Genomic DNA, 24,426 nt, shown 5'->3' with positions numbered 1-24,426 from the left:
TTATTTCTTTATTTCCGTCCATTTTTTCAATTAATTTAAACCGCACAACGGGTAATTATATATAATTCATAAACTTGTAAATACCGACCCCAACAAGTTCATGTATTAATACCTCCCATAAGTAAATGGCTGTCACATCAGGAATAAAATCTTCAAATCCAATAGCGCGATCGCCAGTGTAGTAGTCTACACCATACCCGTCGACTTGCATACCTAGTTTACGAAAGCATCTTAAAGACCGATGTATATGGAACGCAGATGTAATCAAAAGCATAGTTGATTTAACCTGTAGACTGTCCGTCAGCTTTTTTGTATACAGGGCGCTCTCGTGTGTATTCCTTGATTTTTCCTCGATGTGAATTACGTCATTTGGCACACCACAGAGCAACATTACAGCTCGTAATTCTTTCGCTTCGCTTATCTTTTTTTTAGTTAGGGAGCCCGATCCGCCAGCGATCAGAATACTTTTAATTTTCCCCGCTTTATATAATTGGACTGAGTGTAAAATCCGATCGGCCCCTTTCGAAAAAAATACTCGGTCTGGCGCGGACGACCTGGTGTATGTTACGCCAGTCAAGACTATGCCAATGTCATAGTGATCGACGCTGCTCAAAGTTTGGGGATCCCCTTCCCAAGTTCTAAACGCTTCACTAGCCACAAAAGGATTGCTTAAAAATATTAATAAGATAATCCCTGAATAAAAAAGTCGCTGTCGTAGAATTACTCCCTTAACAAGAAATGCCAACAAAAATATTATTGTGATCCATACAAGCGGTGACAATAAAAAAACGAGAACTTTAGAAAGAATGAAAAACATATCTGATATGATAATATTTAAGCAATCATACTTAACGAATATTCTCCATAGCCACTCTTCATCATCGGTTTGATATTTTTTGCGATTTCGACAACTGAGTTGTTATAAAAGGATAATCCAGACACGGCAAAATGCGATTTAGGCTGATCTGGTTTTTCATCTATCCATATCACCTTGAAGTTTTTGTCAAATTCTACCACACCATACCTTTCCGAATCTGAAACCTGGTAGGCGAAAACCACTCCTCTCTCCGGATTCTTGATTTTCGGCAACAGACTAGTTATAGAATCACTATGAAAGATATTATCTCCTAAAATTAGCGCCACACCATTAGTCCCGATGAATTCCTCGCCATTGAGAAAAGCCTGTGCAAGTCCGTTTGGCTTTTCTTGCATAGCATATGAGAACTTACAACAGATACGTGCACCGTCCCCTAACAGCTTTTGAAGATCATGCGGTGTAGAAATAATTAAAATTTCACTGATCCCCGCCTGCATTAATGTTGAATCGATCATCGGCTTAACGTACACAGGCATTAATTATTCCTTTCGTTGGGGGTATTTAATGGTAAAGCTAGGAATTAATTTGGCCCAAGTTGATTGATAAGTGAATAAAGCGTAATATTTCTCGCTGCTGGCCGATATATTTAACTCCCTTAAACCAAGAGATTGGGGATGCGGTAAAAGTGAGCGGTAAAGTAATTTCGGGAGGCTCTCTGTTTGAATTTATTTTATTCTATTTTTGCCACCGTGTACCACCGATCACTCGATGAGTTCCATACTGGATAATTTACAATCCTGTGAGGCAAAAAATAGGTGCTTCATTAAAGTTTAAATGAAGATCTTACCGCTTGAAAAAGAAAAATGAAAGAAGATTATAACCACGTTACTACGTTTTTTTCTCAAGTTAAATTGGTTGCAGATCAAATTGATAAAGACCAGATTGAATTACTGGCAAGATCACTCCTGAATTTGCGAGAAGATGGTGGGCGTCTTTTTCTTTTAGGTGTGGGGGGCAGTGCTGGTAATTGTTCCCATGCTGTGAATGATTTCAGGAAGCTTTGCGGGATCGAATCATATGCTCCTACCGATAATGTTTCCGAACTTACGGCAAGAATAAATGACGATGGATGGGATGGTGCATTGGCTGCTTGGCTACGCACAAGTAATTTAAAACAGAATGACGCAGTATTGATTTTATCAGTTGGTGGAGGGAATCTTGAAAAGAATGTCAGTGTAAATTTGATAAGAGCCATTGAATACGCAAAGGAGAAAAATTCAAAAGTCTTCGGAATTGTAGGCCGTGATGGAGGTTTTACTAAAGAAGTCGGCGATAATGTAGTTGTCATCCCGGTAGTCGACGAAAAACTTGTTACTCCTCATTCAGAAGCTTTTCAAGCAGTTGTTTGGCACTGTCTGGTTTCTCATCCAATGCTTCAGATTCAGGCTACAAAATGGTAAATTTATGCAGCTAGCTGTATTTTTGGATAGAGACGGGGTCCTGAATAAAGGGTACGTAAAGGATGGGAAATCCTATGCGCCCCGAAAAATCGAACATTTCAAGTTATTACCTTATGCAGTCCAGTCCGTTGAAAAATTAAGAAAACATGGGTTTTTGGTAATCGTTGCAACAAATCAGCCCGATATTAATAATGGACTTGTAACTTTAATCGAAGTAGAAAAAATGCATTTGCTGCTTAAAAGAAGAACTAAGATTGACGATATTTTTTTATGCCCCCATTCAAAAGATGAGGAATGTCTATGCAGGAAGCCAAAGCCTGGTATGCTGCTGGATGCTGCAAAAAAACATAATATAAATTTAAGTAAAAGCTTTATTATCGGTGACCGTTCGAGTGATATCGAAGCAGGTACCGGAGCAGGTTGTAGAGCTATATTTTTGAATCGATTTTATAAAGAGCCCAAGCCTACATCCCAAGAACAAACATTTTACTCTATTAATGCTGCTACGAATTACATTATAAAACAAATTACGAACCATGCCCACTCTAAATGATCTAAAGATTAAGATATTCGCAGACGGTGCTGACCTTGAAAGTATTAAAATACTCTATGACCAATCTAATATCAAGGGTTTTACCACCAACCCTACTTTAATGCGTCGAGCAGGCATTCAAGACTATAAGGGATTTGCACTTGATGTCTTAAATATTGTTAATGACCGGCCGGTTTCATTTGAGGTTTTCGCGGATGATATCCCTGGAATGGAAGCCCAGGCTTTAGAAATCGCTTCATGGGGAAAAAACGTAAACATTAAAATTCCGATCACAAATACTAAGGGTGAGACTACTAATGACTTGATCGGAAAACTCTCTTCCCAAGGAATAATATGTAATGTTACGGCTATTTTTACCCTTGAACAACTCAAGGAAACAGTTGGCGTTCTTGATGTGAATACCCCGGCTATACTATCAATATTTGCGGGACGTATCGCCGACACGGGGGTAGATCCGGTACCTCTAATGCAAGAAGCTGTTGAAATCGCTAGAATTAAGCCTAAATCCGAGATTTTATGGGCTAGCCCCAGAGAACTCCTAAATATTTTCCAGGCGGATGTAATTGGTTGCCATATCATTACAGTGACCCATGATGTACTTAAAAAACTGACAGTTGTTGGTAAAGATTTAACCGTATTTTCTCTTGAAACCGTTTCCATGTTTCACCGAGATGCTCTAGCCGCCGGATACTCGATACATGCAAACTGAACCTTGACATTTAAAATGAATTAGATAAATCATGAAATTTGAATCTGTATTTGTAACTGGGGGTGCGGGCTATTGCGGAAGCTATTTAGTACCGCAGTTATTATCAAAGGGGTATAAAGTTACCGTTTATGATATAATGTATTTCGGGAACGAATTCTTACCTAAAGAAAATCCAAATCTTACATTAATTGAGGGTGACATACGCAATACGGCTAAAATTCAAGAGTTCTGTAGGAATCATGACGTATTTGTCAGTCTGGCTTGTATTTCAAACGACGCAAGTTTCGAACTTGACGAGAACCTATCAACAAGCGTAAATCTTGACGCATTTGAACCAATGGTCCTGGCGGCTAAAACATCTGGTATTAAAAGGTTTATATACGCATCGTCGAGTTCGGTTTATGGTGTATCCGACGAACCGAATGTAACCGAAGACCACCCCCTTGTGCCGCTGACTCTATATAATAAATATAAAGGGGTATGCGAATCGCTTTTGCAAAAACATACAACAAACGATTTTGTTGGTGTCACCTTCAGGCCCGCTACCGTTTGCGGATATGCACCGCGGCAGAGATTAGATCTGTCAGTAAATATTTTGACGAATCATGCGGTTAACAAAAATCACATTACCGTTTTTGGGGGAGATCAATTACGTCCCAATCTTCATATCAAGGATTATTGTGAGGTTGTTGATATTCTTTTAAATGCTCCGGACGAAAAAATACAAAATGAAGTCTTTAATGCAGGCTTTCAAAACATGTCTATAAAAGATATCGCAATACTGGCAAAACGTGTTGTCGAGGAAGAGTTCCCGGATAAAAGTGATATAAAAATAACAACTACCAGTAGTGATGACAACCGGTCATATCATATAAATTCCGACAAAATAAAGCGAATCCTTGGATTTGTACCTAAATACTCTGTTGAATTTGCAATCCGTGAGCTTTGTGGAGCATTTAGAGAGGGAAAATTGCCGAATAGTTTCGACAATGATGACTATTTCAATGTTCGCCGGCTTAAACGTATTCAGGCAATATGAGTAGGTATCCTCTTGCTGTGGTTACCGGCGGGCTAGGCTTCATCGGCAGCCACATGGTGGACCTATTGTTAGAGAAAGGATATGAAGTACGGGTGATTGATAATCTGTCTGGCGGCCATGAGCGCAATTTAGCTCACCACGCATCCAATAAACACCTTAATATAGAAAAGACAGATATTTGCGATTTAGAACCAAATAGTTCTGCTTTTAAAGGTGTGAAATACGTGTTCCATCTGGCAGGTATAGGCGACATAGTTCCTTCTATCGATAATCCTCTCGCTTATATGCATACGAACGTACAAGGAACCATACGAGTACTTGAAGCTTCGCGCTTTGCAAGCGTTCAAAAATTTGTATATGCTGCTTCTTCCTCATGTTATGGTCTGGCGGCTACACCTACCCGGGAAGATCATCCGATAGAACCAATGTACCCTTATGCTCTAAGCAAGTATCAGGGAGAGCAGGCGGGATTCCATTGGCAGAAGGTTTACGGATTGCCTGTGAATTCCATTTGTATCTTCAACGCATATGGCACACGCGTGAGAACCACCGGAGTATATGGAGCCGTGTTCGGCGTATTTTTTAAACAAAAATTGGCGAATAAGCCATTTACGGTAGTAGGTGATGGGACCCAAAGCCGTGATTTTATTTATGTTTCTGACATTGCCAAATCGTTTTTAGCGGCAGCAGAAACAGATATAACCGGTGAACGTTTTAATGTTGGCGCAGGTAATCCGCAAAGTATTAACAGGCTTGTTGAACTAATAGGGGGTGAAGTGCTATATTTACCTAAACGACCCGGAGAACCGGATTGCACCTGGGCGGATATTGAGAAAATAACGTCAAAATTAAATTGGAAGCCGACTATAGGGTTTGAAGACGGCGTATCAAAAATGATTGCTGAAATTGATAATTGGAGAGATGCTCCGCTTTGGGATACCGAATCCATTAAAACTGCGACTAAAACTTGGTTTCAATTTATGTCTCCTGAAAAGCATTAAATATGAGCACAGAATTTTTTGAAAAGTATAAATATAAACTAAAGTCCCAAGAGGAATTGGTGGAAATTATTGGAGCTTTTCCCAGGGAGAAAAAGGTTATTATTTGTCATGGTGTTTTTGATGTCGTTCATCCGGGACATGTCAGACACCTGGCTTATGCAAAAACTAAGGCAGATATCTTGGTTGTAACACTTACTCAAGATAAACACATTAAAAAGGGTATTTATCGGCCACACATTCCAGAGGGTCTGCGCGCTCTAAATTTGGCCGCATTCGAAATGGTTGATTATGTACTTATCGATGAGAATGCAACCCCTTTGAATATCCTAAAGGAGATTCAACCAGATTTTTTCGCAAAAGGATTTGAATATGCTTCAAGTGGCCTTCCTCGTGCAACACAAGCAGAAGCGGACGTTGTAGACAGCTACGGCGGGCAAATGATCTTTACGCCTGGAGATGTCGTGTATTCATCTTCAAAATTTTTAAATCTTTCACTACCTCAACTGCAACTTGAAAAACTGTTGCTGCTGATGCAGCTGAATGACATTAGTTTTGACAATTTACGTGTAACAATACTAAAACTGTCGGACTATCATGTACATGTAGTCGGTGACACTATTGTGGACACTTACACGCGTACAACTTTCATTGGAGGGCAAACTAAAACTCCAACTTTCAGCGTGCTTTATCAGGGTGAAGATAACTATATCGGTGGAGCTGGTATTGTTGCCCAACATTTGCGCGCTGCTGGGGCAAAAGTAACTTTTTCCACAATCCTCGGGAATGACAAACTGAAAGATTTTGTTATCGACGGTTTAATTAAGTCAGGTGTCGAAACCAGTCTCATAATTGATCAAACACGACCTACGAGCCACAAGAACGCTATCATATCAGGAGGTTATCGACTATTAAAATTAGATACGCTTGACAATACTCCTATCTCTGAGGAGATTCTTCAAAAGCTAACTAACTCCATACAACAAACTCCTGCTGACGCCGTAGTTTTCAGCGATTTTCGCCATGGTATTTTTAATCGTAGCAGCGTAAAAACTTTAACCAAGGCTATACCGGCAGGTGTATTCCGTGTTGCTGACAGTCAGGTTGCCAGCCGTTGGGGGAATATCACAGAATTTAAAAAATTTGACTTAATTACGCCAAACGAACGTGAGGCGCGTTTTGCACTTGCTAACCAGGATTCAGGTGTGGGGAGGCTCGCTTCATTTTTACTTGAGGACTGCGATTGCAATAATTTAATTCTTAAGCTAGGAGATAAGGGCATTTTCTGTGTCGCACAAAATGAGGAATTAAAAACTCCGGCTTTCTCCATTGATTCCTTCGCAAATTATATCGTAGACGCTGTCGGCGCCGGTGATGCGTTGTTAGCCTATTCAACATTAACAATGCTAGCTACCGGTTCGCTGGTAATGGCGGGAATTATTGGATCAATGGCTGCGGCATGTGAATGCGAAATTGACGGAAATATCCCAATCAGAACGCAGAATATACTCGCAAAGATTGATGAAGTCGAGAAAATGATTGGTTACAAAACCAGTTAATTATGAGAACAGTGGTTTTGGGATTAGGTGTGCAAGGCTATAAGCGGCGGAAATACGCGGGAGATGATTTTGTGGCTAGCATAGATCCATTTAATAGCGAAGCGGATTTCCGTGATATCAGAGATGTCCCGGTAGACAGTTATGATGCAGTGCTGGCATGTATCCCTGACGAACCTAAAGTTGATTTGTTGAGATTCTGTTTGGCTAACAAAAAGCATGTCCTTGTGGAAAAACCCTTATGGGCGATCGGGGACAATGAAATTTCCGAACTTGAAGCATTAGCGGTTGAAAATAACGTTGTTTGTTATACAGCCTACAATCATCGTTTTGAGCCTCACTTTATCAGGATGCAGAATCTTATAGCGTCCGGCGACCTTGGACGGATATATTCCTGCAAAATGTTTTATGGTAACGGGACTGCCAAGCTGGTGCGTGAGAGTGAATGGAGGGACAAAGGAGCCGGAGTTTTACCTGATTTAGGCTCTCATTTGCTGGATACGTGCCGATTTTGGTTTGGAACAAAACTTAACTCTTTCAGTTTAGGGTCTTTTCATACGTTTGAGAACCAGGCTCCGGATCATGTTGTTATCGAATCAGAAAATACCGAGCCGCGAGTCAGTTTGGAAATGACCCTGTGCATGTGGAGAAACCATTTCACGTGCGATATTTTAGCAGAGCGTGGGTCAGCACATATAGAGTCTCTATGCAAATGGGGTCCCAGTACTTTTACCCATCGTGAAAGAATTCTTCCGTCAGGAAGACCGCATGAATGCAGCGAAACATTGGTACAAGAAGACCCAACATGGAAAGCTGAATATCTTCATTTCAAGCGATTAATAGAAACGTCAACTCAAACGGATTTATCCACAGATATTTGGCTACAAAAAAATCTGAGGAGTATGGGAGAAATTATCATCCGGTCATGAATAAACCTGTTATAGGTTATGCGGGATTAACGCATCTGGGTTTAAATTCCGCGATTGCAAGTGCTGCACGTGGTTTTAAGGTAGTAGGATTTCACAATGATATCCAACTCGTTAAAAATTTGAACAATGGTATTTTGCACGTGTTAGAGCCGCAATTGTCAGAATTAATGGTGACATGCAGTGATAACCTTACCTTCCATTCGAATAGAGCGTCATTATACAGTTGTGATATAGTCTACATCTCGGTTGATGTGCCCACAGATGAAGGAGGGGTTAGCAGTCTTACGCCAGTCGAAGATATGATTCAAATTGCCACCAGCGCCATGCGAAAGGAGGCAATTTTAATTATTTTGTGCCAGGTTCCTCCCGGTTTTACCAGGGGGGTAATTTGGCCGGCAAAACAACTTGTTTATCAGGTTGAGACCCTTATTTTTGGCCAAGCTGTAGAGCGCGCATTGAATCCTGAGCGATTCATATTAGGACTGGCTAACCCGAATGACGCTCTGCCCTCTACTTTAACGATATATCTGGGTGCTTTCAAATGTCCTATTCTGCCTATGCGTTACGAAAGTGCAGAACTAGCTAAAATATCTATTAATATGTTTCTGGTTGCGTCGATTACCACAGCCAATACGTTAGCGGAGATATGTGAAAAAATCGGTGCAGATTGGTTTGAGATAATGCCAGCATTACGCTTAGATAAAAGGATTGGACCATACGCGTACCTCACACCTGGATTAGGAATCTCAGGGGGAAATTTAGAAAGAGATATTAAAACTTCTATAGATATTTCAGACAAATACACGACAGAATCAGGGACTTTATCAGCATGTATTAAAAATTCACACTACCGTAAAAATTGGGTTTGGTTTAAATTAAATGAACTAATTTTACCAGTTAATCCTAACCCCGCAATTGCTTTATTAGGATTGACCTATAAGGAGAATACAAATTCAATAAAAAATTCGCCCGCTTTTGAATTGATTTCAAGTCTAGCTGATCTAAAGTTCACCGCTTTTGATCCCGGCGCTCCGTACGAATTCCCTTTCGCAGGAGTTATCCGGGTTGAAACTATGGAGCGAACATTGGATAACGCGGATGTCTTGATTATTATGACCCCGTGGGAGCAGTTCAAAACTCTCTCAGTCAGCGAGATTACGAATCGTATGAAAGGACGAATCATTATTGATCCCTACAGAATTTTAAACGGAGAAGAGCTTGCAAAAAGAGGATTTATTTATGCGAGCCTTGGCCAGACAACTCAATACGATAATTAAATTAATTTGACTAACCCGGAAAAAATATTCTTACCAACCGAACGTGTGGTAATATTAGGTGCTGGTGGCTTTGTAGCGTCAGCGACAGAGAGGCGGCTGCAGACTTTGGGAGTTGACATTCTTCGAATATCACGTTCAGACCTCGATCTAACAGACGAAGACGCTGGAATTCGCCTGGCAAGGAGTTTAAAACCTACCGATACACTTCTGTTTATCGCCGGAAAGGTGCCTGTTAAGAACGAATATATGCTTCTTGACAATATTAAAATCGGAAAGTCTGTTTGCGAGGCTTTGAAATTGGTTAAAGTCGCACATGTTATCTACATAAGTTCCGACGCGGTGTACGCCAACAGTAATAAACCATTAACCGAGTATTCATGCGCCCATCCGGAATCGTTGCATGGAGTAATGCATCTTGCGAGAGAGGTTATGTTAGCAAGTGTTTATGATGGGCCATTGTGTTTTTTACGTCCAACATTAATATATGGAAAAGGAGATCCTCATAATGGCTATGGCCCTAATCGTTTCATCAGACTTGCGGCGCGGGGTGAAAATATCGAATTATTTGGAGCGGGGGAAGAGCAAAGAGATCATGTGTGGATTAATGATGTAGCCGAGATCACAAGCCTCGTAATACTTTCCAGAACAGCTGGAAAGTTAAATATTGCGACGGGTGAAGTATTCTCTTTTCGTGAAATCGCAAAAAAGGTTGTTTCGTTGTCAAAAACAAATTCAAAAGTTTCAGAGAATATAAGGACTGCACCTATGCCGCATAACGGATATCGTGCTTTTGACAATGCAGCGACATCTCGATTATTCCCTACATTTAAATATCAGTCTTTATACAGAATACTGGAACGAATATACAGTGAAGGCTGACGATGAAATACTGAATTATGGGCTCCAATTATCAGTCAACTTACGAGTTGACTCAGATTTACCAATAGATATCGTCGTTGATAATTTCAGATTTGATATAGTTGAGTAGCGCATCTTAAAAGAAAATTTGTTAATGCTGATAATTTTAATCCTTTGAACATGAGCGATATTACCGCTGATATGAGAGTCAGTCAATATAAAGAACTACTTCGAATCCGGCGTACCGAAGAAATCCTCGCGGAGGAGTATCGCAAAGGGACAATGAGAACGCCAACCCATTTCGGCATTGGTCAGGAGGCAGTGGCAGTGGGAGTATGCGGGGGCCTGAACTTAGGTGACGTGGTCTATACACATCATCGAAGCCATACACATTATTTAGCTAAAGGTGGGAGCCCTTTTGGACTTATCGCAGAACTTCTTGGTCGTGAGGGTGGCTGCTCCAGAGGACGGGGAGGCTCGGTTCATTTAGTTGACAGGTCTGTTGGGTTCTTAGGATCATCTCCCGTTTTGGGGCATTCCTTAGCCTTAGCAACAGGAAGTGCTCTCGCATTTAAAATGGACAACAAACCAAGTATTGCAGTAGCGTTCTTTGGAGAAGGTGCTTTCGACGAAGGAAGTGCCTGGGAAAGCTTAAATTACGCAGCAACATGGAAACTCCCGGTAATGTTTGTTTGTGAGAATAATTTATACGCTACAGAAAGTCCGCTGTCTGTGCGACAACCTGAAGGCACAAGCTTCTGCGAGCGGGCAAATGCGTTTAAAGTAAAATCACAGCGTGTCGATGGAAATGACGTAGATGCTGTTTTTGGGAGTGTTAAGTCTACAATCGACGCTTGCCGTTCGGGAGCTGGACCGGTACTTCTTGAATGTATGACTTACCGATGGAGGGAACATGTCGGACCTCTGTGGGATTACGAAGCAAACCGGACTTTCCGCCCTAAAGCGGAACTAGAATCCTGGATGGAGAAATGCCCCGTAAAAAGGTCAGGGGGGAAACTAATATCAATGGGTATATCTCAGCAATCAGATCTTGATTCATGGCGTGCTGATATTAATGATGAAATTGAAAACATCTTACAAAACGCTTACGATAGTCCCTGGCCTGATCCCAGTACTCTTTTCGAAAATATCTAGCAAACCCTATGAGAGAAATAAAATATTCAAAAGCTTTATCAGAAGGCATGGTTGAAGAGATGGAACGTAATAAAGACATCTTCATAACCGGTATTTCAGTAGATTACCCATCAGGCATATTTGGAACAACCACTGAAGCTAGTAAACGTTTTGGACCGAAGCGTGTTTTTGATGCTCCCGCAATGGAAAATGCACTGATGGGAATTGCAATTGGAGCGGCCGCTGTTGGCAAACGGCCAATAATTGTTTCTCCCCGAGCCGACTTTATGTTTTTGTCTTTTGACATGTTACTTCAACTGGCAGCGAAATGGAAGTATATGTTCGGAGGTAATGGCGGTACTGTTCCGGTTGTTGTTAGAATGATAATAGGTCGGGGATGGGGCCAAGGGTCAACTCATTCTCAAAGCTTGCAGTCTACATTAGCGCATTTCCCAGGTTTGACAGTCGTTATGCCTGCATTTCCAGCAGATGCGAAGGGATTAATGATCAGTGCCCTACGTCACAATGGTCCCGTCGTCATACTAGAATACAGAACGCTTTATGATACCTTGGGCGAAGTTCCCGAGGACAGTGTTCCGGTACCTCTGGGCAAAGCAAATATTATCAGAGAGGGCTCGGACGTTACTATTGTCGCGACATCTTTTATGTCTTATGAAGCGCTACACGCCGCTACTGAACTCGAGAGTCAGGGAGTTTCAGCGGAAGTTGTAGATCTTCGAACCATCAGCCCACTGGACGAAGAAACAATCCTTAACTCGATAAAAAAAACCGGACATCTAGTTGTTGCAGATACGAGTTGGGAATTGTGTGGTGTCTCCAGCGAAATTGCTGCTTTGGCGGCAGAAAAGGGTTTTAATTTCTTAAAAGCTCCGGTTAGGAGGATTGCTCTCGCAGCATGTCCCGCTCCAGTCTCACAACCTCTTGAAAAAGCTTTCTATCCAACAGCCGCTACAATTGTTAAGGCTGTAATGGTCATGCTTGGCAGAAGTGCTGGAAATGTAGCCCACCTTGATAGAATCGACAATTTTAAAGGGCCATATTAGTGAACGTTCAATACTTTCCGAGATAATTATAGCCACTTAAATGCTTTCGATGACACAACAAATAAGTAATTTAACATTTTCTAAATCAATTTAATGTCAGACCTAACAAAAAAAACTTGGGATGAAGTAATGGCTTTATCTTCAGGATTGAATTTAACTCTTGGGCCAAACACTGTCGACCGTTATATTTACGACCCGAAGAGAATATGTTTTTTCCTGTCTCGCTATAAATTTGCAGCTAAAATGTTAAAAAACTGCCGTTCTATTGTGGATGTTGGTTGTGGAGACGGAATGGGAACTTTAACGTTTGCTGTCGATACACAAGCAGAACATATCCTGGGTGTAGACTTTGATTACAGGCTTATCGGTCATGCCAGTAATGTATTACTACCATGCATTGAACAGTCCACCCCAAGTTTCGCTTCAAAAATTAAATTTATTCAGCACGATGTTCTTAAGCAACCCATACCGCTTCCTGTACAGAATGGAATGGAAGGATTGGCTTGTTTAGACGTTATTGAACATATCGAGGAAGCCAGGGAACACGATTTTCTTTCACGACTTTCTGATTGCCTCGTAGATTATGGGGTTGCAGTAATCGGAACACCGAACGATGGTGCAAGGCAACATGGTTCCAAGCATTCCGAGCTGGGACATATTAATAATTACGATTCTGCCCGACTACACAAATCATTGGAAAAACATTTCAACCGGGTTTTTATGTTTTCAATGAACGATGAGATCGTTCATACTGGTTTTGATAAATTAGCTCACTACCTAATTGCAGTTTGCGTCAAATGATGGCCTGAATAGCTGAAAATAGTCGATGAAAATTCGAAGGTGAACATTGTCTGACGGGTGTCATTCCCGCTACACAGCTTGAAATGAACAAGAGCTATAGATTTAGTAATAAGCTAAAAAAAATGTAGATCTTGGATAATATATGTTTAGTACGTTTAAGTTAAAAAAACAAATAGAAGAGATTAAAGAAGGGGGGCATATTGTTTTGCTCAGAAAACTTGAAAACATTCTGTTTGTCAACTTTCTTTTCTTTATTCCGGCCATACCGATCGTATTAATAGTTCGATTAGTTCGACCCTGGTACCTGATACGGTTTCAATCTTTAATCAGTAGTCGAATAGGGCATTTCGCGGCGAACACTGAGCTTTATCTCTTTGAGCGAGATGCCGGTATTAATGTTCCAAGTCAAAGGTATGTCGATGTTTTTTACTTTGGGTTTAAGCCCATTTGCAATGAGCAATTGGCAAAGATGTGGAAGGACATTTTAATGATAATGCCCAGGTGGCTCATCAGTCCTATCGACAAGGTAAATCAATTAATTCCGGGAGGAAAAATTCATCAAATTGGCAACAATACCCAACATGATAGAGATGTACATAATCTAAGAGAACGTTTCCCACCATATCTACGATTTACAGAAGAGGAAGAAGAGCTTGGCAGTTCAAAATTACATGCTATGGGTATAGCGCCCGGCAGCCGATTCGTGTGTTTAAGTGTACGGGATAGTGCATATCATGTTGGTCATTCCTGGGCATACCATGATTATCGAAATTCAACTATTAATAATTATAGGCTGGCGGCCGAATCATTAGCAGATCAGGATTACTATGTTCTCCGAGTTGGAAAAAAAGTCCTGGAACCATTTGAAACTAGTTCTCCTAAAATAATCGATTATGCAAACGGTACGTTTAAAAGCGATTTCATGGATATATTTATCGCATCCAAATGCGAATTTTTCATTTCGAATGGTGAAGGATTGGTGTGTATACCAAAATTATTCAGAAGGCCCATTTGCTGCGTGAATTTAATGCCAATCGGGTATTCTTACTCTTATATTAATAATCTCATTACAATTTCCAAACACTACACTTCCAAGTCAGATAAAAAAGAACTATCTCTTTCGGAAATATTTACCCGCGGGATTGGCTTCAGTTTATTTACATCTGAATATCAATCTGAAGGAATAGAACTTTTAGAAAATACTCCGGAGGAGATTCTTGATGTAGTAACAGAAATGGTTGAACGGATCAATAGCACCTGGCAAAGCCAAGAAGAAGATGAGGATTTGCAAAAAAAATTTTGGGAAATTTTTCCAACCGAGGCGGTGGATGAAAGAGGAATTCCATTGCATGGCAAGATCCGAGGACGCTATGGAGCGCATTTTTTACGCAATAATAAAACATGGCTTCAATAAGAAAGCAATCCAGTGTCATTGCTGTATTCAAAGAATTTCTTAACCGCTACCCACAACAGTTTGGCTTACTTTTCTTTTTCTTAGTAATAGAAGGTGCTGCAGCTGTTTTATCGATGTTAGCGATAATTCCGATGGCTGATTATTTGATAGATTCTACTCTCAATCGATCCAGTCGCATCACATTATTTATTGTACATGTATTTGCCGAGTTGAACGTGCCTACAACCTTTTGGACGTTAGGCGGGTTATTTGTTGGTTTAAATGCTTTAAAAGGAGTGCTCGAAGTTGCAGTTAGATACGCAATATTAAAAATTAAATATACTGTTATCCAAGGCCTTTTCGGAGATTCTTTGGAAAGATTCTTTAAAGCCAGATGGGGATTTTTTAGTAACGCCGATAATGGTGTTCTTTTAAATACCCTTAACAAAGAACTCCATACAATAGGAGATACTCTGGGCCACATTGCAACACTAATGGCGCAAGTGATTCAGTTGGCCGTTTTTCTTGCGGTTCCTTTATGGCTAAATCCTTTATTGACTGTTACGGTACTTGGACTTTCTATCCTCTTCGGTATTCCTTTTCTTTTTTTGAATAAATTAAGCTATAGGCTGGGGAAGAATAATACAGAAACAGGGAATATTGCCATGGGAGTCCTGAATGAATTACTACAGTCAGCGCGTCTAGTTTTAGGGTTTGGTAAACAAAAGCAATCAAGATTACATTATCTCAGGGCATTTGACAAGCATATTCAAGTAACCTTAAAATCACAAACTCTCGCAACGGCTATACCAAAGCTCTTCCAACCCATGGGAATGGTAGCAGTAATTGTCGCTATAGGCTTCGCTATAAAAAGCAACGTTTCTATTTCTGAACTAACGGCAATTATGTGGAGCTTCCTTGCGACAATGCCAATACTTGCTGCTTTGTTGCAAGGCCAAATTAGTATTCAAAATTTTCTGCCAAGTTATGAGCAACTTGTAGTGCTAAGAGAGAAAGCTGCCGGTCTCCGTGAGGTGGAGGGACAACATGCTTTCCATAAATTGAACCGAAGTATTGAATTTAAAAATGTAGCCTTTACATACCCCGGACGAATGAACACGCTTGTGAATGTAAATCTGGAAATAGTGCAAGGACAAATGACGGCATTAATTGGAGAATCAGGTTCAGGGAAATCAACTATCACAGACCTGGTTTTAGGTCTCCAGATACCCGATTCCGGTGAGGTGTTGGTTGATGGAGTATCATTGAATGATTTAAGGCAAAATTCCTTCCGGGAGAAAATTGGATATGTTCCACAGGATCCGTTGCTATTTAACTCTTCTATTCGGGATAATCTCCTTTGGGCATCAGAACAGGCACACGAACATAACCTTTGGGAAGCACTCCGGCTGGCTAATGCCGATAAATTCGTAAAAGAATTACCTAATGGAATTGACACTATTGTCGGCGATAGAGGAGTGAGGTTATCGGGTGGTCAGCGGCAAAGAATTGCACTGGCCCGTGCATTAGTGCGAAAACCAGAATTACTAATTCTCGACGAAGCTACCAGTGCATTGGATTCGGAGTCTGAACGACTTATTCAGCAGTCAATTGAGCAAGTTTCAAAAGATACTACCCTACTTATCGTGGCTCACAGGCTTTCAACAATCGCAAAAGCGGATCAAGTATACGTATTCAGTAATGGGCAGGTGGTAGAGAAAGGGCCCTTTACGTTGTTAAGTAAAAGGGACGGAGGAATATTAAATGGTATGCTGAATGCTCAACTACCCTACTCAGATGAATGATTTAAAGTAATTACATAGCTATACCTTTATGAAATTAATCAATAAGTGTGCGATAATAACCGGAGGGAACCAAGGCTTCGGACTGGCAGTAGCTAAAGCATTTATAATGGCAGGGGCAAATGTTGTTTTATGCGCCAGGAACCAGGCGAAGATGGATGAAACGGAAAAGCATTTAAAAGAAATATTGTTATATCCAGGTCAATTAGTATGCATTCGGGCTGATATCTCAAAAAATATTGATACTGAAAGACTTGTTGAATTGGCATTAAATAAATTCGGTGGTATTGATATTTTGGTAGCTAATGCGGGGGTCTACGGTCCCAAAGGGAGAATTGAAGATGTAAATTGGAAGGAATGGAGCAACGCTATTGACATAAACTTAAAAGGGACTGTTTTAACATGTAAAGCAGTGATTCCAAGCATGAAATCGCAAAAGAAAGGTAAAATAATTATCCTTTCTGGCGGAGGAGCTAGCAGGCCGATGCCTTATTTGAGTGCCTACGCAGCTTCTAAAGCGGGGGTTGTGCGTTTTATGGAAACACTTTCTGAGGAGCTTTCGGAGTTTGGGGTGAGCGTCAATGCTGTCGGACCCGGCGCCCTTAATACAAGATTGCTCGATGAAATACTAGATTCAGGACCGGAAAGGGTAGGAGAAATGTTATACGAACAATCATTGAAGCAAAAAGAAAACGGAGGAGTCCCTTTAGAAAAGGGAGCTGAATTATGTGTATATCTGGCAAGTGCAGATAGTGACGGAATAACAGGTAAATTAATTAGTGCTGTTTGGGACCCCTGGAGAAATTTTGAGAAGTATAAGGTTAAGCTTAGAGATTCAGATATCTACACGCTTCGGAGAATAGTTCCTGATGATAGGGGTGAAAAATGGTAAGCAATGACTAAATGGCTCAGAAGCTAGTCATTTGGTTCCCGAAAAAAAGACGTTAGATTTGAATTGAACTTCCATGGAAATAAAAAAGAAGCCTGTTTTCCAGGAGCAGAAGTTATTAGAGCAACACCTCGGCTAGGTCCAGCTGAATTCGATGATCGATACTGCAGACGAACAGCTTAAAATCGAAATCCTAAAAAGTCTGGTCCAGATAGTTACCAAATTGAGATAGAGCTTTCACCGCTAGAACTTGTACCTTAGCCACCACATCATCGGAACGGACCAAAGATTCAGTCATATAGCTTAAGAATGTCCCCTATTTGCTCTATATGAGAGCCGGCTTGAGGCCGGGATGAACCGAACCTAACACTATGAATCCTAAAAATTTAGAAATGCCTTTAGCATCATGGCAAGTCCCGCGTCCCCCCCAGACGGTTTCCTTCGGGCGATCTCGATGCCTCAAATAATTCGATTCGAGCAAATATGTTGGAGCAAATAATTTTGGCAAGCCATATTAATATGGTTACCATAATCACTAACCAATTATGTATTTTTCCAAGATGTTTGTAAAACCATCATTTTTTGCCTGAACTTATGGCTCAAATAATAGATCTAACAACTCATACCGACAAGAGAGGAAACTTGACCGTCATCGAAAAAATAATTCCCTTCGACATAAAACGCATATTCTACATTTACGGGGTAGACAATTCGGTACGCGGCGGACATAGGCATAAAACGACTGTTCAGGCGGCTATCACTATTAAAGGATCTTGCCGCATCCGCAATAATAATGGTTTATCGGAAAACCAGTACATCCTTGACAATCCATCAAAATGCTTATTACTAGAACCCGAAGACTGGCACACCATGGATCAATTCTCTGAAGATGCAATCCTTATGGTTTTAGCTTCAACCGAATACGACCCGGAAGATTACATTTTTACTCCGTATCCTTGAGTAATGATTGAATACGAAAACCTGAACAGGGCTAATGCACCGTATGAAGACCGCTTCAAGGAAGTATTTGAAAGCTTTCTGAAACGGGGAAGGTATATATTAGATGATGAAGTAGAGTTGTTCGAAAATGAATTTGCCGAATACTGTGGCAGCAAATTCTGCATTGGAATAGCCTCCGGATATGATGCACTTTATTTATCCTTACTTGCTTTAGATCTTCCAAAAGGGTCCGAGATCCTGGTTCCTTCTAATACCTACATCGCCACCATTTTCAGCATATTAAATGCAGGGTTTAAGCCTGTCCTAATTGAACCTTCAATTGAGACCTATAATATTGATCCGCATAATATCGAGCCTCATATCCTGCCTCTCACAAGGGCAATAATGATTGTGCACCTGTATGGGAAACCTTGTGACATGGATCCCTTAAAAGATATTGCGAATCGTTTCAATTTACATCTTATAGAAGATTGTGCTCAGGCACATGGAGCAACTTACAAAGGAAAAAAAGTCGGGACATTCGGAATCACCGGAGCATTCAGCTTCTACCCGACGAAAAATCTCGGAGCCCTTGGCGATGCCGGCGCCATTGTAACTGACAATGAAGAAATAGCAGTGAAATTAAAAGCGCTGCGAAATTACGGTTCCGAAAAAAAATACTATAGTCAATACATCGGTATCAATTCACGGCTGGACGAACTGCAGGCGGCATTTTTGAGAATTAAACTCAGGCACCTCGACGAGCTAAATGCGCATAAGACTTCCCTCGCAAATATCTACCTCAATAGTATCGTTCAGGAAAATATCGTTCTGCCTGTAGTTCAAAAAGGGATAGATAACGTATGGCATATATTTAATGTGCGGCATCCCCGAAGAGATAAACTAAAGGAACATTTACTGAAAAACGGGGTTAAAACTGAAATTCATTATCCATTAGCTCCTCACAAACAAGAGGCTTGCCTTACCTGGTTCAAAGGCCTGCATTTCCCACTTTCCGAAGAGATCCACCGTACTACTTTAAGTCTGCCGGTATCTGTTATACATACAAAAAAGGACATAGAATATATCGCTCAGGTATTAAACCACTTCGAATCTGAGGAATAATTAGATGGGCTAAGATTTAATTGGCGATGACCCGGATTTAATGAGTACTATAAATACAGAAGAGCCGAAAGGGAGGCTAAGATATCTTAAAAACCTGTTTTCCAATAATTGAACCTGTGTTAAACACCAGTTAATGCCAAAGGGGAATATAACCTGGTCTGATTGCGACTTTTTTCCAGGCTGCAAAAACCGCAAAAGATTTTTACCAGATTTGAATAACAATACCAGGGGAGATAGGAAAAACACGCGGTAAGACAGCTTTTTCAACTCATAGTGATGAAGTTTGAACAAGTTGATAAACTCATTTTTACTGAAACGGATCTTTATATTCCCTACATCGTCGTGCTGCGAACGAAATATGTTTAAAGATGCCGAATTAGCCATAAACACGCCACCCGGTTTTAGCACCCTAAACAATTCTGCCGCAGCTGCCGTCCTGTCCTGTTCATCCAGACATCCCAAAACATCCATACAATAAACTACATCAAAGGAATTGTCAGGAAAATTAATATCAGTAACTGAGCCTTGATGAACCTGCCTCAGGTTTCTTTTACGACAAAATTCGATAGCATCCGCCGAATAGTCGAGACCTTCAATATTTTCGTAACCCCGGGAGATCAGAAATTCCATATTTTTCCCGGTCCCGCAGCCTACGTCAAGGATGCGATGATTAGGGGCGGAGTAACGCTCCATGTAATACCCCAAAACTCCCCTCAAGCCAATATACCACCAGAGCTTTTCCTCCGAATGGTACATCAGACCATATTCTGATGAATACATCAGGCTCATAAGAAAGTCATGGTATTGGTAACAAACGCACTGATCATAAGCGAAAGAAATAAGATATTGATGAGGATAAAAATTTGCCTGATATAATACGGGCTGATGCTAATCGCGATGAATACCGGAAGTAATCCCAGCATATAACGTGCGGAACCATACAGCATATTATTGCTGGTCGATAAAAGCACATAAAGGAGAGTAAAAATCAGGTAAGAAAGTGGCATTCTTTTATAACAATAAATAACGGAACCGACTATGATGACCCAGAAACAGGCGTTAGTTAAAGAACCGCCTGGTCGAACACCCCCGAAAACACTCAGAAATCCCTGTAAAGGAAACAAGTCTGAACTTCCCCAGGCATGCTGTATGTTAATAAAAGCCAACGGCTCTCCGGAGGTATACGCAAGATACGCCATAAAAAGACCCATCGGCAGGAGGCCCAACACCACCGCGGGTAAATACTTGTAGCTATTCCGTCCGTAAGTAATCAGGATTTCAATACACGGAATAACAAAAAGCAGGCACCCTTGTATCCGGGTAACCGAGGCCAAACCCGCGATGATCAATGCCCAGCTATATTGTTGCCTGTAAGTGAGATAAAATACCATCGCTGTAAGGAGCACAAAAAGACCTGAGGGGTATACAATATTGAGATAAAAACCCCCTGCTGATATCATTAGGAGCGTAACCGCCCGTATTCCCTTTCCGAATTTCTCTTCAGCAAGCTTATAAAAAAAGAGCATGGCCAGGAAAGCGCAGATGTTAGAAACCACCAGGCCGCTTACAAATAAATTCAAACCCGTTAGCCTGGAGACTCCATTCATTAACATTGGATATAGAGGCATGAATCCCCAGGTTTCCTGCACATCGTCAGTAAAGGCACGTTGGGGATAGCCCTCCCGCGCAAGTGTAATATACCAACCTGAATCAAACCTGTCCCAGGTATTTTTTAGATCCAAAACTTCCGAAATCGTTTTTTTCTGATGAACTTCTCCGTTTTCAGGGAACATGGAATAACTGAGGGCTCCCATGACCAGGATGAGTACCCTCGTCACAAAAAAGATAGCGCAAATACGTAAAAAATCTGTTTTATCAATATAGAAGAAACCCTTCATAACACGACTAAAGCTCCCTTCTAAATTCTTTACGTAAACTAAACTCTTCTCTCACAGTCCGAAAAATATTAACCGGTGTAAAGAAAGTTGAGCGGCCATACTCTCGAGAATAGTGATTGACACCAACCTCTTTGAATTTATTGGTTTTCATGTGCAGCTTTTTCACCAGCTCTACCGTAATAGCTCCGCTGTTGCAATGAAGTTCCAGAGAGCGCAAAATTTCACCTCTTATCAGCCTGAAATCACAATCAACATCGGTAATGGGGGTGTTGAAGATCTTTTTAATAATCCTGCTATAAAGTGAACCCACAACTTTCCGCATGAGATTATCCGACCGGTGTAATTTATACCCATTCACTACATCGCAATCATGCCGCATCAGCCAAAGCTTTTCCAGCTCGTCAAAGTGGTACTGAGCATCCCCATCTGTGTAAAATACCCATTGTTTAGTAGTATTAGCAATTCCCGAGCGTAATGCAGCACCGTACCCCCTATTCTTTTTATGGAATACGATCTTCAGCTTGGGGAATTGCTTCCGTATTTGCTTCAGTTCCCTTAAAGTATGATCTCTACTCCCGTCGTTCACAGCGATAATTTCAAGATCATCAGTAAGCTTGTTGCCATAGTAATGAGCCTCTGTGATCATTCGTCGCACCGTTCCTGCATCATTATAAAAGGGCATAAAAATGCTCAGACCATGGTTCATTAAATGTGAGGCGTTAAAATGAAACAAAAAGAAATATGACGAAAACAATAATATAAAAAAAAACTGGCCTAAGCCATTATCTAAGTAATAAATACATGACTTAACATGAGTTATACCCACTAATTATCCTTGCACGCATTCTCCAAACACCCCTTAAACTAATTTGTTTTTACTTTAGGTGCACGTGCCTTCTCGACTTTCTATTAAGACCCGGCCTTGCAAGCAATTTGTTTAATCGAATCGCCGTTCCAGATGCATAATTCGGTGCAACTTGAGACCGGCAACTTAAGGAAAAAACTTGGTTAAAGGAGGTCCTTAAGGGGCAATATCATTAACTTAATAACTTAAAGGACTGGAGGTTCCAGCCTTCGCTGGAATGACAAAAATTTTTAGGGTAATAGGGAGATTCCAGCCTTCGCTGGAATCGTAATGGCCCATTGCTAAATGATATTGCCACATCAAACATTTATCTTCTTTATTCAACTACTTGTCCCTTATTTTTCAGGGATGAAGGAGTATTATGTGTATATGCTGACTAACAAGTATAATAACGTGTTGTACATCGGGGTTACAAATAACATCCGAAGGAGGGTATTTGAACACAAGCAAAAGCTCGTGTACGGCTTTACCAGCAAATACAATTGCAATAAGCTAGTCTGGTATGAAACTTTCACTGATATCAACCAAGCCATCAAAAAGGAAACACAGATAAAAACCTGGCAGCGAAGCTGGAAAAACAATCTGATTAACAAAACCAATCCTCAGTGGCTCGATCTTGCCGCCGGATGGTTTACCAAGCATTCCAGGTAGATTCCAGCGAAGGCTGGAATCTCCTTATTTTCCACAAAGCAATTGTCATTCCAGCGCAGGCTGAAACCTCCTCGTTTGCTAATTAATATTCCAGTGGAGGCTGCCTGCCTTCCGGTAGCTACCCTGTACACACAAGTATTTATCTCCGGAATTGCTGTTGTGTTTACGAATTGGCATCAATTGCCTCCAGCTTAGCTGAGGTATCGAACCAGCTTGAATTGATTATTCATAGAAGACGCGGGCTGAGCCGCGTCTTTGAGGAAATCCCTGCCTGCCTGTGGGTAGGCAGGCTTTCGCAGGGATGACAGACGTTTTATAAAGATTGGGGGGGGATGAAGGCGGGCGCATGCCGCCTTCATCCCCCCTTATGTTCCACCAAAAATTGTCATCCTCGCGAAAGCGTCAACAAAAGATATGTGTACAGGGTAGCTTCCGGTAGGCAGGGACCCTCCAAAAAATCCGCACAGGCAGTTCAGACTTGGGAGCCGTAGAGTCTTTAGTAAATGTCATTACCTTAAGGGGAAACCTGGTTGTTGAAATTGCTAATGACCCTAAGCCTGTAATCAATCTTCCGCATAATGAGGTAGCGAGCAATAATACAAATCCATAGGTCATCACACTTAGTGTGCAAATCTAAAGTGAGCCTATAAATACCCCATCAATTTATAAATCCCATAACCGGCCAGTTCATGAATTAAAATTTCCCAAATATGCATCGCATTTCCATCCGGAACCAGGGAATCAAAATCAACAGATCGATCTCCCGTGTAATAATCCACGCCATACCCCTCTACATCCATTCCAACTTTCCTGAAACATCCTAAAGACCGCGGTATGTGAAAGGCGGAAGTGATTAAAAGGAATTTCGACCCATTTTGTTCAGTCAATTCCTTTGTATACCTCGCGCTTTCGCGGGTGTTACGTGACTTCTCCTCAATAGTAATGACAGAATCTGGAACACCACAAAACAACATCACCTCTTTCAACCTTGAAGATTCACTTTTGTTCTGTTTTGTTAAAGAACCTGAGCCCCCAGTGATGAGGATTTTCTTAATCTTTCCAATCTTATATAATTGCACCGCGTGCAAAACCCGGTCGGCGCCTTTTGAAAAAAAGACTCTGTCCGGCGCTGATGACCGGCTAAAAGCAACGCCGGTTAAAACTATACCAGTATCATAATAGCCCACACTACTTAAAGGTTTAGGCTCACCCTCCCATGCCCGGAAAGCTTCCCCTGCCAGGAAAGGATTGCTGAAGATAAAGAGCAGAAAAATTCCGGAATAGATGAATCGTTTTTTTAAAACAGGTTGTTTAACGATAAAGCCCGCTAAAAATAGGATTATGATCCACACAAGCGGAGATAACAGAAAATCGAGCACGTTTGAAAGAATGAAGAACATATAAAAAGTTCAGATTTGAAACTTTGGTAAATCGTGCCGTTAAGGGCCTTCTTAAACTGAATACTGATTACTAAATACTGAATACCGATTAACCCCTTCCACTGAGGAGATCCATCCCGGACTTGATCCGGGACTAATTCGTGAACAGCCTCTCCGCCCAGACCGATTAATACTGAATACTGATTACTGATTACCGGTTTACCCCTTCCACTGAGAGATCCATCCCGGACTTGATCCGGGACTAATTCGTGAACAGCCTCTCCGCCCAG

23 protein-coding genes and 1 pseudogene are annotated in these 24,426 nt (G+C 41.1%); 18 read left to right on the top strand and 6 right to left on the bottom strand.

Translation table 11 applies throughout. The features are described from left to right. Positions 1-55: 55 nt before the first annotated feature. Together WKF69_RS07575 and WKF69_RS07570 are read right to left on the bottom strand one after the other, a co-directional pair. Entirely contained in the window at positions 56-658 is a 603-nt protein-coding gene (locus WKF69_RS07575) for a YdcF family protein (protein ID WP_340380921.1), read from the bottom strand. Positions 659-840: 182 nt separating this feature from the next. Beyond that, positions 841-1,356: pseudogene (locus WKF69_RS07570) on the bottom strand (sugar phosphate nucleotidyltransferase); the annotation flags it as partial. Positions 1,357-1,680: 324 nt separating this feature from the next. Here WKF69_RS07570 and WKF69_RS07565 point away from each other — a divergent pair. The 17 genes from WKF69_RS07565 (at position 1,681) to WKF69_RS07485 (ending at position 19,343) form a co-directional block, all read left to right on the top strand. Next, the gene (locus tag WKF69_RS07565; RefSeq protein ID WP_340380920.1) at positions 1,681-2,277 is read left to right on the top strand and encodes an SIS domain-containing protein; all 597 of its coding nucleotides are present in this window, start codon (positions 1,681-1,683) and stop codon (positions 2,275-2,277) included. A 4-nt stretch (positions 2,278-2,281) separates the two neighbouring features. Next, positions 2,282-2,830: an HAD family hydrolase gene (locus WKF69_RS07560; protein ID WP_340380919.1), complete on the top strand. Its 549-nt coding sequence runs from the start codon at positions 2,282-2,284 to the stop codon at positions 2,828-2,830. Beyond that, positions 2,814-3,539 carry a transaldolase gene (locus tag WKF69_RS07555; RefSeq protein ID WP_340380918.1) on the top strand — a complete coding sequence of 242 codons (726 nt, stop codon included), beginning with the start codon at positions 2,814-2,816 and terminating at the stop codon, positions 3,537-3,539. Before WKF69_RS07560 ends, WKF69_RS07555 begins: the two co-directional genes overlap by 17 nt. Before the next feature lie 31 nt (positions 3,540-3,570). Next, on the top strand, positions 3,571-4,578 hold the full coding sequence (locus WKF69_RS07550; RefSeq protein WP_340380916.1) for an SDR family oxidoreductase: 1,008 nt from the start codon (positions 3,571-3,573) through the stop codon (positions 4,576-4,578). Beyond that, complete coding sequence (locus WKF69_RS07545; RefSeq protein ID WP_340380914.1) at positions 4,575-5,579, top strand: GDP-mannose 4,6-dehydratase; 1,005 nt, start codon at positions 4,575-4,577, stop codon at positions 5,577-5,579. Before WKF69_RS07550 ends, WKF69_RS07545 begins: the two co-directional genes overlap by 4 nt. A 2-nt stretch (positions 5,580-5,581) precedes the next feature. Next, the gene (locus WKF69_RS07540; protein WP_340380912.1) at positions 5,582-7,135 is read left to right on the top strand and encodes a PfkB family carbohydrate kinase; all 1,554 of its coding nucleotides are present in this window, start codon (positions 5,582-5,584) and stop codon (positions 7,133-7,135) included. A 2-nt stretch (positions 7,136-7,137) separates the two neighbouring features. Beyond that, positions 7,138-8,061: a Gfo/Idh/MocA family oxidoreductase gene (locus WKF69_RS07535; protein WP_340380910.1), complete on the top strand. Its 924-nt coding sequence runs from the start codon at positions 7,138-7,140 to the stop codon at positions 8,059-8,061. After that, positions 8,058-9,338, top strand: coding sequence for a nucleotide sugar dehydrogenase (locus WKF69_RS07530; RefSeq protein WP_340380908.1), 1,281 nt, complete (start codon positions 8,058-8,060; stop codon positions 9,336-9,338). The genes WKF69_RS07535 and WKF69_RS07530 overlap by 4 nt, the downstream gene beginning before the upstream one ends. A gap of 6 nt (positions 9,339-9,344) precedes the next feature. Continuing rightward, a complete protein-coding gene (locus WKF69_RS07525) occupies positions 9,345-10,217 on the top strand; it encodes an NAD-dependent epimerase/dehydratase family protein (RefSeq protein ID WP_340380906.1) in 873 nt (290 codons plus the stop codon). A gap of 159 nt (positions 10,218-10,376) precedes the next feature. Then, positions 10,377-11,351 carry a thiamine pyrophosphate-dependent dehydrogenase E1 component subunit alpha gene (locus WKF69_RS07520; RefSeq protein WP_340380904.1) on the top strand — a complete coding sequence of 325 codons (975 nt, stop codon included), beginning with the start codon at positions 10,377-10,379 and terminating at the stop codon, positions 11,349-11,351. An 8-nt stretch (positions 11,352-11,359) separates the two neighbouring features. Continuing rightward, positions 11,360-12,394 carry a transketolase C-terminal domain-containing protein gene (locus WKF69_RS07515; protein ID WP_340380902.1) on the top strand — a complete coding sequence of 345 codons (1,035 nt, stop codon included), beginning with the start codon at positions 11,360-11,362 and terminating at the stop codon, positions 12,392-12,394. Between the two features lie 93 nt (positions 12,395-12,487). Beyond that, the gene (locus WKF69_RS07510) at positions 12,488-13,195 is read left to right on the top strand and encodes a class I SAM-dependent methyltransferase (protein ID WP_340380901.1); all 708 of its coding nucleotides are present in this window, start codon (positions 12,488-12,490) and stop codon (positions 13,193-13,195) included. 142 nt (positions 13,196-13,337) lie between these two features. Continuing rightward, a complete protein-coding gene (locus tag WKF69_RS07505; RefSeq protein ID WP_340380899.1) occupies positions 13,338-14,609 on the top strand; it encodes a TIGR04372 family glycosyltransferase in 1,272 nt (423 codons plus the stop codon). Further along, the gene (locus WKF69_RS07500; RefSeq protein WP_340380897.1) at positions 14,597-16,393 is read left to right on the top strand and encodes an ABC transporter ATP-binding protein; all 1,797 of its coding nucleotides are present in this window, start codon (positions 14,597-14,599) and stop codon (positions 16,391-16,393) included. The genes WKF69_RS07505 and WKF69_RS07500 overlap by 13 nt, the downstream gene beginning before the upstream one ends. Before the next feature lie 28 nt (positions 16,394-16,421). Then, a complete protein-coding gene (locus tag WKF69_RS07495; protein WP_340380895.1) occupies positions 16,422-17,282 on the top strand; it encodes an SDR family oxidoreductase in 861 nt (286 codons plus the stop codon). 591 nt (positions 17,283-17,873) lie between these two features. Continuing rightward, positions 17,874-18,239 carry an FdtA/QdtA family cupin domain-containing protein gene (locus tag WKF69_RS07490; RefSeq protein ID WP_340380893.1) on the top strand — a complete coding sequence of 122 codons (366 nt, stop codon included), beginning with the start codon at positions 17,874-17,876 and terminating at the stop codon, positions 18,237-18,239. Between the two features lie 3 nt (positions 18,240-18,242). Continuing rightward, positions 18,243-19,343, top strand: coding sequence for a DegT/DnrJ/EryC1/StrS family aminotransferase (locus WKF69_RS07485; RefSeq protein ID WP_340380891.1), 1,101 nt, complete (start codon positions 18,243-18,245; stop codon positions 19,341-19,343). A 9-nt stretch (positions 19,344-19,352) separates the two neighbouring features. Here WKF69_RS07485 and WKF69_RS07480 read toward each other — a convergent pair whose 3' ends face one another. The 3 genes from WKF69_RS07480 to WKF69_RS07470 are packed head-to-tail and all read right to left on the bottom strand — an operon-like array spanning position 19,353 to position 21,947. Beyond that, positions 19,353-20,123, bottom strand: a complete 771-nt coding sequence (locus tag WKF69_RS07480; RefSeq protein WP_340380889.1) for a class I SAM-dependent methyltransferase — start codon at positions 20,121-20,123, stop codon at positions 19,353-19,355. A gap of 5 nt (positions 20,124-20,128) precedes the next feature. Then, positions 20,129-21,241, bottom strand: a complete 1,113-nt coding sequence (locus tag WKF69_RS07475) for a hypothetical protein (protein WP_340380887.1) — start codon at positions 21,239-21,241, stop codon at positions 20,129-20,131. Positions 21,242-21,248: 7 nt separating this feature from the next. Further along, positions 21,249-21,947 (bottom strand): glycosyltransferase family 2 protein, encoded by a 699-nt coding sequence (locus WKF69_RS07470; RefSeq protein WP_340380885.1) that lies wholly within the window; start codon positions 21,945-21,947, stop codon positions 21,249-21,251. 507 nt (positions 21,948-22,454) lie between these two features. On the opposite strand from WKF69_RS07470, the gene WKF69_RS07465 reads away from it, so the two are divergent. Continuing rightward, entirely contained in the window at positions 22,455-22,757 is a 303-nt protein-coding gene (locus WKF69_RS07465; protein ID WP_340380883.1) for a GIY-YIG nuclease family protein, read from the top strand. 644 nt (positions 22,758-23,401) lie between these two features. Here WKF69_RS07465 and WKF69_RS07460 read toward each other — a convergent pair. After that, positions 23,402-24,157: a YdcF family protein gene (locus tag WKF69_RS07460; RefSeq protein WP_340380881.1), complete on the bottom strand. Its 756-nt coding sequence runs from the start codon at positions 24,155-24,157 to the stop codon at positions 23,402-23,404. Positions 24,158-24,426 lie beyond the last annotated feature (269 nt).

Origin of the sequence: Daejeonella sp., assembly GCF_037719425.1 — a bacterium.
In the GTDB taxonomy this organism is placed as follows: Bacteria; Bacteroidota; Bacteroidia; order Sphingobacteriales; family Sphingobacteriaceae; genus Daejeonella.
This window is presented reverse-complemented; position numbering and strand designations above follow the sequence as displayed.